Raw genomic sequence first — 12,029 nt, forward strand, 5'->3', positions numbered from 1 at the left:
TACCTCTCCTTAAGCCCGATAAATCAACGATTCCACTTGCAGCGGCTTGCTGAAAATTTTTCGCTCGGTAAAGACGTCATAAAATTTCTGAAACCACTGTAAGTTTTCGCCGGTAAGTTGGTCATACATGACAAAGCCGGGCAGCGGAACTTCCTTCACAAGTGCGGCTTCAATGCCGGTATAACCTGCGACAAAGTGGCGAGCTTCCTCAGGATGTTGCTGAATAAACGTTACCGCCTCGCCATAAGCGTCAATAACCTGTTTTGCCCGCGCTTTATCGGCATTGATAAAGCTGCTGGTCAAAGCCGCTGCGCCGCCAAACCACGGTGCGCTGGCATCCCCCAACACATATTTAGAAATGACGCCGGTTTCAAGAACCTTGCCGATTCCCTTCATGCGGGCAACCGTGCCGGTGGGTTCGAGCGTATAGACTCCGTCGATCTGACCCGCCGCTAACGAAGGGGCATGTTGACCTACGGGAAGCTCAATAATTTTGGTATCGGTAAACCCATTTTTCTCCAGAATGATCTTCGCCATCGTGACATTTTGGATGCCGGGGCCACTGGCTATGCGTTTACCCTTTAAATCGGCAATCGATTTAGCCGTGCTATTGATGGGAACCAGAAACTCATCTAACACCATTTTTTCATTGGAGGGATTTGAGCAGATAATTTTGAACAGATCCGGGCTGGTGATGGCGCCTAAGCCGAGTGCTCCCGTTGCGGTTCCATTCGCGCAGCCATGGATGCGTCCTGTAATCATGGCTTCAACGACCTGCTGCGGACTGGCAAATTTTACAGCGCGGACATTTAATCCAGCCTGCTTGAAAAAGCCTTTTTCAATACCGGTGTATAAAGGCAAGCCGCCGACAATAGGCCAGTACCCGATTAATATTTCATCATCTGCCGCCATTGCAGATTGGCTTCCCAACATGCCGCTGAGCGCAACACCCCCAAAGCCAGCATTGAATATTTCATCATCTGGCGACGCTTAGCATCGATATTCTCTTTATCATTCCTGCGCAAGATTCATTCTCCTAAGTCATCGATCGTTATGCGATCTTGTATACAAGCCTGGAAAGCTGATGCAGGAGTTATGCCAGCTTGGACATTACGCGGAAGCCGTGACAGGAAATTTTTTCGGGGTTTAAAGCGCGTTATTGGTGCATAACACGCACCATTGACGGACATAGCCAAGAGAGGTTTTGCCGATTTGAGGCCACCAAGAGAGACCGTTAAAAAATAAATGAAAAGATTAGTAGACGACTGGTCTAATTGAGGCTAAGGTTAGTCCATGAACAAAACACTGTCACTGAATAATAGCGGTACGCGGCAGGGCATTCTTGATGCAGGACACCGCATCATGGCCGCAAAAGGGTTTTCCGCGGTTGGACTGAATGAGATCCTGACAGTTGCATCTGTGCCCAAAAGTTCTTTTTATAACGACTTCAGTTCTAAAGACGCTTTTGGTGAAGCGCTGCTGGACGACTACTTTGCTGATTATCGGCTATGACGGTAACACAGCGCCTGCTTAATCAGACTGCCTGAGCAGACGCAACGTAAGAAAACGCCTTATCGGCGTTTTTTTGAAAGAATTACCAAGACGACCGGTCTACTTTAAGGGTGACCTTAAAAATTAAATTAATCCCAAAAATCCATCAGGAGATACACCATGAAAGTATTAATCGTACTGACCTCGCACGACGTACTCGGCAACACTGGCCGTAAAACCGGTTTCTGGCTGGAAGAACTGGCCGCTCCTTACTACGCATTCAAAAGTGCCGGTGCTGAAATCACTCTGGCTTCTCCAAAAGGGGTAATCCGCCATTAGATCCAAAAAGCAATGAACCCGATTTCCAGACTGAGCAAACGCATCGCTTTGAAGCAGACGCAGAAGCGATGGCCCAACTCGCGTCAACCGTTCGTTTAGACAGCGTTTCGCAATCTGATTTCGACACCGTTTTTTATCCTGGCGGCCACGGCCCATTATGGGATCTTGCTGAAGATAAAGACTCTGTCGCGCTGATTGAGTCATTCGTGGCGGCAAACAAACCTGTTGCGTTCGTATGTCATGCGCCAGGCGTACTTCGCCATGTGAAAACGCCAGCCGGCAAGCCGCTGGTAGAAGGTAAAAAAGTCACTGGATTTACCAATACCGAGGAAGAAGCGGTAGGCCTGACAAATGTGGTGCCGTTCCTGGTTGAAGATGAGCTTATTGCTAAAGGCGGCATTTATTCCAAGGGTGAAGACTGGAGTTCTTATGTTGTCCGCGATGGTCTGCTGATTACTGGACAGAATCCAACCTCCTCACAAGCGACTGCAGAACTGCTTATCAAACAGTTTATGCATTAATTCGCATCACTTTGGGGGTGGCAGGCCGGTGGGCCTGTCAGTACCTCGAAGCCCGGACGTAGAGACTAAAAAGTGGGTTAGCCGTTTAATCCAACAAGCATTCTGATTCATAAGCGATGATGCCGATGTCAGCATCGGAAACCGGCCTGTCAGTCGCGGCCATATTTATACTCTGATGAGAAAATAAAACCATGATGAAGAAAACATTAAGCGCACTGGCGCTGAGCCTGGCTATGTCTGTATCAGCACAAAGTGCAATGGCTGAACCGGTAAAAAACATTGTTTTGGTGCACGGTGCCTTTGCTGACGGCTCAGGTTGGGGACCTGTCGCAAGTGCGCTTGATAAAGCAGGCTATAAGGTTTCGATTGTACAAGAGCCGCAAACGTCTTTGGCTGATGATGTGGCCGCGACACGACGCATTTTGGCTCAACAGAAAGGGAGATCGCTGCTGGTTGGGCACAGTTATGGCGGTATGATTATTAGCGATGCGGGCAATGATCCCTCGGTTGCCGGGTTGGTTTATATCGCCGCTTTCCAGCCAGACGCGGGAGAGAGCTTATTGAGTCTTGCCAGCAAAATCCCTTCAGCGAATAAATCCATTGTTGAAACGCCCGATCACTATCTCTACCTTAAGCCAGAAAGATTCCAGGCTGATTTTGCCGCTGACTTACCCAAAAAAGAGACGGATATGATGGCACGATCTCAGGTGATGCCTGCGGCAGCGGCCTTCGGGACACCTGCTGGCAAGCCAGCCTGGCAAACTAAACCGAGCTGGGCGATTGTGGCTACACAAGACCGTACTATTAATCCTGAACTGGAGCGATACATGGCTAAGCGTGCCCACAGCGATACCGTAGAAATCAAAGGCAGCCATGCTATTTTTGCCTCACAGCCGGATAAAGTTGCGGCAGTGATTGAGCGTGCAGCGCAAAGTTTGACGCAATAAATGCAACTTCACAGGCTGTAATCTGCTATGCCAGCCGCGCTCTATTTTGCGTGCTGGCTTATTTCGATAGGGCAGTTATGAGCCTGCTGCCTCGTTAAAGAAATTACACAAAAGCTGCCAAAAATATTGCGCCGCGGGCGTCAGACGATGATCCGCGCTGCGCAGCAGATGACACTGGCTTTCACGTGCAATGCGATGATCAATGGGGATTGCAATCAGCTCACCTTGCAGTAACGGCGTTTGCACAGCTTGCGCAGTCATAAACGCAATGCCTAATCCCGCCTTGCTCAAAGCAATCGCGCTGGAAAAGAGATTACAACTGTAGGAGGGCGTGAAAATGACGCTTTCACTTTTGAAGATGGCGTTGATGTAGCGTTGCAGGCCAAAGCTCTCATTCATAGCGATTAAGCGATGTTGAGCGAGTTCGGTAACACTCACCTGCGACAAGCGGGCAATCGGATGTTCCCGCTGCACAATGGCGCAGATGGGGCCACGATTTATGCTCAGGCACTTCAAGCCCGGCGGGCCGGTTGGACCAAAACCCACAGCCATATCCACTTCACCTTTGGCGATCAGCATCACTGTGCTCTGCATATCACCGGAAAGCATATTCACGAACACGCCAGGATAGGCGGCAGAGAACGCTTTCAACACATGGTTAACGACATCGTCCACCATGCCTTGCCCAATACGCACGGTGATCGAACCGCCGCGCATGTGCCGTAAATCCTGCAACTGACGTTCAAGCTGCTTTCGACGCTGGTTCGTTTTTGCAAAATCCTCTGCCAGCAATTTGCCAGCTTCGGTCAACACTACGTTACGTCCGCGCCTTTCAAGCAGCGGCAGCTGCAAGTTGCGCTCAAGTAATGAAAGTTGGCGGCTGACCACCGACGGATTAATGCCCAACGCATCCGCTGCCCGACGTATCCCGCCATGCACACCCACTTCATATAAATAGCTTATGGATTTTTCTGGATATGTCGATAAGGTCATATTTTTAGCTTATCTGTTGCTCTCAGGGCAACAATATTAGCATTCACTCCTCATTTTTTAACGTGTTCATTTCTGCGCATACTGCCAGTGACGTTTAAGACAGATGGGTAAAAAATGAAAAATATAAAAGAGTATTTGCAGCGACACGCCGACGAGATTCTGGGAGATATTAAAAAACTGGTTTTGGCCGAGTCGCCTTCCCTGGATAAAACCGCAGTGGACAGTTGTGGTGAAGTGCTGCAGAGCATTTTTCAGCAACGTCTGGGGATAACCGCAGACGTTGAGCATCAGGATCAGCTGGGTAATCACCTCAAATTCACGTTGGGCAGCGAAGGGCCACAAACCACCGTTCTTGGCCATTTCGATACCGTGTGGGATATCGGTGAGCTGCCGTTGCGTGAAGAGGATGGCAAACTTTACGGCCCTGGCATCCTGGATATGAAATCGGGCCTGATTCAGGCGATCTGGGCAGTACGTGCATTAGCGCAACGGGATCTTATTAAAGATCAGCGCATTGTTTTCCTCTGTAACAGTGACGAGGAGATCGGCAGCGTAAGTTCCAGCGACTGGATTGCACGCCATGCGCAGGGTTCAGCACAGGTGCTGGTGGTGGAACCGGCGGTAGCGGGCAGCTGCGCGCTGAAAATTGCGCGTAAGGGCACCGGACGTTACGACGTCACGATAAATGGCTTAGCGGCGCACGCAGGTAACAACCCGGAAGAGGGGATCAGTGCTGTTCAGGAGATGGCGCAGCAAATTCTATTCTTGCATGGACTCAACGCCCCGGAACGCGGCACCACGGTAAATGTGGGTATTGCCAGCGGTGGCAACCGTATCAATGTCGTGGCGGATAAAGCGGTGCTGGGCATCGACACGCGCGTCACCCATGCAGAAGAAGCACAACGTATCCATCAGGCAATCATGCAGATCACGCCTTTTACCCCAGGTATTACGTTACAGGTCAGCGGAGAGCAGTCGCGCCCGCCTATGCAACAGACGCCCGCGTCGCTGAAAATGCTGGAGCGTGCACAGCGCGTGGCGCAAGCACTTGGTTTTAGCGTTGAGGGCAAGGCGGTTGGCGGCGGCAGCGACGGTAATTTCACTGCGGCGATGGGTTTACCGACGCTGGATGGATTAGGCGCAACCGGCGCAGGTATTCATGCGCGTCATGAACATATTCTGATTGCTAACGTTGCGAGTCGTGCAGCGCTGGTGGCGGGTATGATCCTCGGTGACGCGCTTCCTGAGGGAGAAACGCCATGTCACAAGTAAACGTTCATAAGGAAACCGCGCAGGCGCCAGTGCCCTCCAGCGGGCAAAGCCCTTATCTTCTGCTGTTTATCATCCTTGTCATCGCGGCAGTGGCAACCTGGTTGATCCCCGCGGGAAAATTCGATTTTGTTACGCGTGATGGCATTAAATTTGCGGTCAGAGACAGCCTGCATGCGGTACCGCAAACCGGTGTTTATCCGCTTGAAATCTTTATGGCGATTGCCAAAGGTATGGTCAAGTCCTCTTCGATCATCTTTCTAATCCTGTTCACCGGCGGTGTGCTTGCTGTTGTGGAAGCGACGGGATCCATTGCCACCGCGCTCAACTCACTGTCGCGCAGCACGCGGTTAAGCGATACGCGCATCGTACTGATCTTTGCCGTCATCTTTGCTCTGTTGGGCACCACTGGCGTGGTGGTCAATGCCGTGGTCGCCTTTGTACCCATCGGCCTGCTTGTCGCCCGATCCATGGGCTTACCCCCAATTTTAGGCGCATCACTGGTTTATCTGACCTGCGCGGCGGGCTTCAACGTGGCGATTTTGAATCCGGGCACCACCGGGTTAACGCAGCACCTGGCTCAGCTTCCGCTGTTTTCAGGCATGTTGCTGCGCAGCCTGACTTTCCTGATGTTTATCATCACGGCAGTGGTTTATCTGATTTGGTCAGTGCGTCGAGCACGTAAGCAAGGCCATTTGCGTCCCGATCTGACGGCAACCAATGAACCTGTTGAAGCGGTTACAGGACGTCATAAACTGATTCTCGGAACGACCGCGCTGGCGTTGATCCTGTTTATCGCGGGCACCATCCAGTTTCATTGGGGAACTGATGAGATGTCTGCCATGTTTATTCTGCTCTCGATTGTTGTTGGGCTGATTGGGCACATGTCCGGCTCTGAAATTGCTAACACCTTTTTGAGCGGCTGTTCAAAGCTAGTGAAAGGGGCATTTATTGTCGGTATGGCTTCCTCAATCTCGCTGGTGTTGCAGCAGGGCAACGTGCTTGACCCAATTGTTGGCTTCTTGTCAGATTTACTGGCACCGATCCCGCCCTCTATCGCAGCGGTGGGTATGTTTGTCAGCGCCGCTGTCATGCACTTCGGTATCTCATCCGGTTCCGGTGAATCGGCGCTTTTGATACCGATTTTCTCTCCACTGGGTGATAACCTTGGACTGACGCGTCAGGTCATGGTGCAAACGGTGTTACTGGGCGAAGGCATTGTGAACTGCATGAGTCCCACCTCCGGGGTATTAATGGCCGTGCTGGCGACTGCCAATGTTCCCTTTGGTAAATGGCTGCGCTTTGTCGCGCCAGTGATCGCTGTGTGGTTCGTCATCTGCGTCGTGATGCTGCTGATTGGCGTAGCGATTAAGTGGGGGCCGTTCTGATAGCGTTAAGGTAATCAGCAAACAGGCCCGCCAGGCATTAGCCTGCGGGCTTAATTTCATATTGATACGGCTAAAATGGATAACATATAGCTTTCCTTATCCGCATAAAAAATCACCTTTCCGCACCTGTTTCTCTGTTGATCGTTCAGTTCACCACACTCTGACTCATTTCAAACTGCTCGCCTTGCTTGCTATTCGTCTTCCTCTCGAAACGCGCCGTGGTACTTCCTTCTCTACGCAATTCATGCGCAGAGAATGTAGGTTGCACAGCGGAAAGTTTGCGCAGGCGCAATGTTACGATTAGTATTCAAAATCAATCAGTTAAAGTGACATCAAGCGGATGTGGTTGAGACGTTTTTACAGTCTGCACACTTTTTCATAAGACCTTGCCAGCGCGTTGGCATGATTTAACGATTAAGGAAGGATATGCCTTGCGTTGTGATGAAGAGCAAACCCGTTCTGTTCAGTGTTTCAATGCTGCTGGCTGGCTACATCAGCACGGCGCAGGCCGACACCGTCTGGCTGAACAATGGGGATCGTTTAACGGGCACGGTGCGCTATCTGAGCGACGGCAAACTCGGACTTGAAACGACCTACGCAGGCACGATTACGGTTAACTGGAATGATGTCAGCACGCTGGCTAGCGGCAATCCTTTTTAGTCGAAAATAAGCGAACGGGCGAAAATTATCAGGTCAGGTTATCTTCCTCCGATCCCGGCTATGTGTGGGTTGAAAGAAGTGAGCGAGAAGAAAAAGTGTCGGTGAAGCGCATCGATGAATTCATGAAAGCCAAGGTAAGAACCGATGCGCTCTCCTGGACCGGAAACATTGACGCCGGCGTTAACCTGAAAAAAGCGTCTACCCATAATGATGACTATAACTTTTCTGTTAACTCTAAGGTTTCGCAGGGCAAGTGGCGTCACAATATGGGCGCGACCTACAATCGTGAAAAAGAAAATACAACGGTTAACACCCATAATTACAGTCTGCGCTATGCCTTTGATTACATTATGCGCGAGCAGTATTTCTGGCAAAGTCGAATGACCTATAAGCGGGATTGGGTTGAAGATTTGGCGCGACAGTCTTTGATTGGTACCGGGCCTGGTTATCAGTTGTGGGATACCGAGTTGAGCCGATTTTCATTGTCATTCCTGGCGGGGGTTTGGTTATGGCTATAGCGACGGCAGTAATGATGAACATTTGGGAGCGTCGGTTCGGTGGGATTATGAGCGCGCTCTTCTGGGGAAATCACTGACGCTCTATAGCAACGGCGACGTCGGCCATTCACTTGATGAAGACGAGATATTTACGCTTGATGCTGAAGTCGGCCTACGTTACACCTTAACTTCATGGTCTTCTCTGCATATTGGCTATCACTACAATCTTGTCAGCGGAACGCGAGATACGTTGAATGAAAGGATCTTTTCAACCGGCTTGGGGATTAAATGGTAGGCCGCGCGTGTGCTTGTCGTGAGTGCGAAGAATAGCAAGATGCTGGCAAGTGAAGCCATGAATCCAGTGCCGATCCTGTAAAGTTGCATTGTTGTTCTGATTAAACACCCCATCTCTTGCCTCAGATGGATTCCAGTAATCGCGAATTATCGGGCCATATTTTCCCGGGAAATAGCTGAAGCCGGATACTAAACAGATAAAACAGCGGCATGAAGACGGCTTCGTCGTTCTCAGCGTGGAATTCCAGATGGATGAGGAGATAGTCCAACTCATCCAGTAGATCCTGATGTGGCGTGGTCTGCAATACCTTCATTTTCCGGGTCAGGTACAAACTCATCTCATGAAACATTTGAGCGCTGTCTAACTGATACTGAAGCAATATCTCTCGATGTCGGGCGTAATAGTCGTAGCAGCTGACGCCTAACCACACTTCCTTAATCAGATTACCTGACGATACCAATTTAGGATGGGGATCGAGGCGTAAACGCGGAAGAATGAAATTCACTTTGTCCAAGGTGCCGGCAATAAAATGGTGACGTGTGAGAAGTGAAGACCCATTTCGTTCTGTTTCTTTAACAAATCTCAGCAGGTCACGCAGGCCTGTGTGCAATGCACGTAGCGCACTCCATGAGGGGCGTTTGTTACGGATAAGTGCCGTGATGACAACTGCAAACAGCAGGCCGACCATGGAAGAGATCGCTGTGTTAATAACAGCAACGACATCCGGGGCAAAATGATGACTCATTCCAATAAAACCTGGAATTTGAGTGGCTGCACTGAGCCCCATCATATTTGACGAGGGCCGAGCGATCGCCAGTCCAAGCGCGAAAAGGCCAGGCGTCAGGCAAAGATACAGCGCCTCTAAGGTCACGGTCTGGGGGATAAGAAGCGCAATATATAAAATGCTGATCGCTAAGGCGATAAGCACACCCCGAACAAACTGTTTCATGGAATTAACGGGCGTATCTGCAGTTGCAAAAAAGATGAAAGGATCGCCGCCATCATCGGGGCTGTTGCACCGCTGGCCCAGCCGGTAGCCATCCAAAACAGACAGGCTCCAAATGTGGCAAGAAAAGCGGTGGTTGCCGACAGCATTAACATGCCTTGATCAATATGGCGGTGAGTCTGTGCAGTGCGGCCTGCGGGAACGCTTTCGGAAAGATTACTTACTCGCGCGCTGACGCTGTGGTAAGCCCCGGCAATACGCACAAAATCGGCCAGACGTTCCAGAAGCCCCGTCAAGAGTAGGCACTCCTCGGTAGAGAATGCCCCCTTCGCCAGTTGTCTTTAAGTTGTGTTTGGGCGATAGCAAATGTGTCTTCGACGACGGCAACAGAATGGGCATTATTACTGTCATTTAGCCAGAGTAAAAATTGTTCTAATGCCCGCGCAGCGGGTTCAGGAACAGCGGCATTCAGAAGCGATAACCGCTGCAGTCGCACTTCAATGGCCGTTAGCGTTGGAATGAGGTAAGAGAGATGCTGATACTGCACATTGATCAAGCGTGTGACTTTGCGCGCTGCCTCGCCCTCATAAACGCAGTGAGTGATTAGCGTTTCTACCTGCTGGGGAAGCGCTGCCATGCGGATAAGAATCTCTTCCCGCTCGGTTGATCTGTTGCTATGCATCTCTGTCAGGAGATCTCTGCACAGCTGACTACCACTCTGGTACCAGCTACTGACACTTTGTGTCAGTAGGCTCTTCATTGAAACCGGAAAGATCAGACGGTGGACTAAACTACTGCACACGATCCCTAAAGTAATTTCTTCAATACGAGAAATGACCGTTTCGCTGATTGTTAAGGGATGAGTAACGCCTGGAAATCCCATAATAGCTGCGCTGTAGCCTGCCAACATGAACACATAACTTTTTGGTGTACGATCATGTAAAGATAAATAGAGGCAAAAGCTCACCCAAAGTGAGACACACAGGCTGAAAAGCAGTGGCGTTTGCACCGTAAGCGGGTAGATCAAAAAGATAAATATACCGCCAAGCAATGTCCCCAGCAGGCGAAATACTGATTTAGATAGGGTTGAAGCAGCATAGAGTTGTGAGGATACATAGACTGTAGTCAGTGCCCAGGCTGGTTTGTCTAAATTAAGTTCAAGGGCAATGTAAAGTGCGATGAAAGCGGCCAGGCAAGTTTTAACGGAAAACAGCACTGCGTTTTTAGAAAACCACTGCATTTTAAAAATGATACCGGTAACAAACTGAGTTACACCTATGGTGCCAGAACGGTTGCAATGCGCCTGAGGATTAATAATTCAGAATGTTTCATAATTAAAATAGTTATTCCCGCACAGTGATTGAACCCATCGGTAATTATCCACGCTTTCTGAATACATTTTAAAGCGGTAACTGCAGACAGGTTTACGCGTCTGCAAGATGAATATCTACATCATCGTGACCAGTTAGGTTCACAAACCGTTGAGCTATGTGTAAGTAATAAATGAGATTTTTATTATTGTTGGATATGCGCACTGCATTATCTAAACAGTAATCTACTGGAAAAGGTCTATTCGCACTCAATAAACCTCTCTATAAAACACGCGTTCACTACGTTAACGCATTTCCCTGAGTACTATGAGACAAAAGCTGGATAAGGAATTGCATTAACACTGTAAACATGACGGATTGTGGTAAAGCCATCATTGCTTTGCTGAGCATGGCAATACCATAAAAATTTTCGTACAGCTTCAGGTGTCATCCGCCAGCACTGATGCTCAATTCAGCGACTAAACCCAAAAAAGGTAAAAATGGCAATTGGCATCAACCCCGGTTTTTAATCTCTCTCGTTGCCATGCTGAGCGAATCTTTTAACCGGCACTTTCACAAAGGATTACGCGATTGTGGCCCAGGTTTTTTAATGATCATCACGCATCTCACAAAAACTTTCCTGAGCCGCGTTGAATAACGCTTTTTTCAGGGGATTAAACGGTTGCCTTACGGCTTATCTACTCGCTGTGCAGAGCGCCGCCGGAAGGGGACGGATACAAAAAGGCCGCCCGGTGGGCGGCCTCTTCCGGCACTTCCTTTTGCGACCATACGTTATTTGTACAGTTCTGCGGTCATGTGCACGCGGTTATTGGTGTTGGCTTCGGTAATTTTGTACTGCGCACCCTGCTGCTGAGCTTGTGCGGCGATTTTAGCTTCGGCTCCGTCCAGCGTGCTTGAAGTGACGGAAACACTTTGCGCGAAGCTTGCTGCTGACATCAGGGAAAGAGCGGCTACAGCGGCGATAGACATTGCTTTAATGGTTTTCATGGTCATATTCCTTCATTTGTATGGTGTGGAGGTTGTTTGCCTCCGATGGGAATAATAATAACTAAAGTTACCATTAGCATGTTAACAATAAGTTCTGGTATTGTGATCGTGCTAACTATTGCACTGATAGGAGGCAGCATCGATTTAAAGAAAAGGGGTTTCACCATGGAAATACCTTGAGTCAAGCTTTCCGGTATTAATGCTCCGATGTCGGATATCAGCAGCATTTTCGAGTGAATAGGTTGTATGGGGACTATTACTGCTTGGCCGTTTTGCCCGCTCAACGCTGATCTAATTTGCCCCAGCGCACAATCACCTGTGCATTGAGAAAACCTCTCTGCCGAGTCTGATATGTGTCAGAAGTG

Annotated in this window: 11 protein-coding genes and 2 pseudogenes; 8 read left to right on the forward strand and 5 right to left on the reverse strand. The window is 49.5% G+C overall.

Going from position 1 to position 12,029, the window contains the following annotated elements:
* Positions 1-9: 9 nt before the first annotated feature.
* Together KQP84_RS00405 and KQP84_RS24820 are read right to left on the reverse strand one after the other, a co-directional pair.
* Positions 10-912 carry an ABC transporter substrate-binding protein gene (locus KQP84_RS00405; RefSeq protein WP_252515074.1) on the reverse strand — a complete coding sequence of 301 codons (903 nt, stop codon included), beginning with the start codon at positions 910-912 and terminating at the stop codon, positions 10-12.
* Positions 888-1,025: a hypothetical protein gene (locus KQP84_RS24820; RefSeq protein ID WP_252515075.1), complete on the reverse strand. Its 138-nt coding sequence runs from the start codon at positions 1,023-1,025 to the stop codon at positions 888-890. Before KQP84_RS24820 ends, KQP84_RS00405 begins: the two co-directional genes overlap by 25 nt.
* Before the next feature lie 268 nt (positions 1,026-1,293).
* Between KQP84_RS24820 and KQP84_RS00410 the strand changes: the two genes are divergently transcribed.
* The 3 genes and pseudogenes from KQP84_RS00410 (at position 1,294) to KQP84_RS00420 (ending at position 3,298) form a co-directional block, all read left to right on the forward strand.
* Positions 1,294-1,512: a TetR/AcrR family transcriptional regulator gene (locus KQP84_RS00410; RefSeq protein WP_309140097.1), complete on the forward strand. Its 219-nt coding sequence runs from the start codon at positions 1,294-1,296 to the stop codon at positions 1,510-1,512.
* Between the two features lie 159 nt (positions 1,513-1,671).
* Positions 1,672-2,351, forward strand: a pseudogene (locus KQP84_RS00415) (type 1 glutamine amidotransferase domain-containing protein).
* 191 nt (positions 2,352-2,542) lie between these two features.
* Positions 2,543-3,298 (forward strand): alpha/beta hydrolase, encoded by a 756-nt coding sequence (locus KQP84_RS00420; protein ID WP_215844769.1) that lies wholly within the window; start codon positions 2,543-2,545, stop codon positions 3,296-3,298.
* A 75-nt stretch (positions 3,299-3,373) separates the two neighbouring features.
* On the opposite strand, the gene KQP84_RS00425 is transcribed toward KQP84_RS00420, so the two are convergent.
* Positions 3,374-4,291: a LysR family transcriptional regulator gene (locus KQP84_RS00425; RefSeq protein WP_215844770.1), complete on the reverse strand. Its 918-nt coding sequence runs from the start codon at positions 4,289-4,291 to the stop codon at positions 3,374-3,376.
* Positions 4,292-4,405: 114 nt separating this feature from the next.
* On the opposite strand from KQP84_RS00425, the gene KQP84_RS00430 reads away from it, so the two are divergent.
* The 5 genes from KQP84_RS00430 to KQP84_RS24835 all read left to right on the forward strand — a co-directional run bounded on the left by KQP84_RS00430 (position 4,406) and on the right by KQP84_RS24835 (position 8,400).
* Positions 4,406-5,563: a M20 family metallopeptidase gene (locus tag KQP84_RS00430; protein WP_215844771.1), complete on the forward strand. Its 1,158-nt coding sequence runs from the start codon at positions 4,406-4,408 to the stop codon at positions 5,561-5,563.
* Complete coding sequence (locus KQP84_RS00435) at positions 5,551-6,948, forward strand: YfcC family protein (RefSeq protein WP_215844772.1); 1,398 nt, start codon at positions 5,551-5,553, stop codon at positions 6,946-6,948. The genes KQP84_RS00430 and KQP84_RS00435 overlap by 13 nt, the downstream gene beginning before the upstream one ends.
* 426 nt (positions 6,949-7,374) lie before the next feature.
* The gene (locus KQP84_RS24825) at positions 7,375-7,608 is read left to right on the forward strand and encodes a hypothetical protein (protein WP_252515076.1); all 234 of its coding nucleotides are present in this window, start codon (positions 7,375-7,377) and stop codon (positions 7,606-7,608) included.
* Between the two features lie 95 nt (positions 7,609-7,703).
* Positions 7,704-8,126, forward strand: a complete 423-nt coding sequence (locus KQP84_RS24830; RefSeq protein ID WP_309140098.1) for a DUF481 domain-containing protein — start codon at positions 7,704-7,706, stop codon at positions 8,124-8,126.
* Positions 8,127-8,148: 22 nt separating this feature from the next.
* Positions 8,149-8,400 (forward strand): DUF481 domain-containing protein, encoded by a 252-nt coding sequence (locus tag KQP84_RS24835; RefSeq protein ID WP_252515077.1) that lies wholly within the window; start codon positions 8,149-8,151, stop codon positions 8,398-8,400.
* Between the two features lie 121 nt (positions 8,401-8,521).
* Here the strand turns inward: KQP84_RS24835 and KQP84_RS00445 are convergent.
* Positions 8,522-10,586 (reverse strand): annotated as a pseudogene (locus tag KQP84_RS00445) (FUSC family protein).
* Between the two features lie 862 nt (positions 10,587-11,448).
* Complete coding sequence (locus KQP84_RS00450) at positions 11,449-11,664, reverse strand: YdgH/BhsA/McbA-like domain containing protein (protein ID WP_215844773.1); 216 nt, start codon at positions 11,662-11,664, stop codon at positions 11,449-11,451.
* Positions 11,665-12,029: the final 365 nt, after the last annotated feature.

Source organism: Candidatus Pantoea bituminis, from assembly GCF_018842675.1.
Lineage (GTDB): Bacteria > Pseudomonadota > Gammaproteobacteria > Enterobacterales > Enterobacteriaceae > Pantoea > Pantoea phytostimulans.

What these genes read in the sequence shown, in the direction of transcription:
- KQP84_RS24825 (WP_252515076.1), top strand. Translation starts at nt 7,375, where the DNA reads ATGCCTTGCGTTGTGATGAAGAGCAAACCCGTTCTGTTCAGTGTTTCA.
- KQP84_RS00425 (WP_215844770.1), bottom strand. Translation starts at nt 4,291, where the DNA reads ATGACCTTATCGACATATCCAGAAAAATCCATAAGCTATTTATATGAA.
- KQP84_RS00450 (WP_215844773.1), bottom strand. Translation starts at nt 11,664, where the DNA reads ATGAAAACCATTAAAGCAATGTCTATCGCCGCTGTAGCCGCTCTTTCC.
- KQP84_RS00420 (WP_215844769.1), top strand. Translation starts at nt 2,543, where the DNA reads ATGATGAAGAAAACATTAAGCGCACTGGCGCTGAGCCTGGCTATGTCT.
- KQP84_RS00435 (WP_215844772.1), top strand. Translation starts at nt 5,551, where the DNA reads ATGTCACAAGTAAACGTTCATAAGGAAACCGCGCAGGCGCCAGTGCCC.
- KQP84_RS00430 (WP_215844771.1), top strand. Translation starts at nt 4,406, where the DNA reads ATGAAAAATATAAAAGAGTATTTGCAGCGACACGCCGACGAGATTCTG.
- KQP84_RS00405 (WP_252515074.1), bottom strand. Translation starts at nt 912, where the DNA reads ATGGCGGCAGATGATGAAATATTAATCGGGTACTGGCCTATTGTCGGC.
- KQP84_RS00410 (WP_309140097.1), top strand. Translation starts at nt 1,294, where the DNA reads ATGAACAAAACACTGTCACTGAATAATAGCGGTACGCGGCAGGGCATT.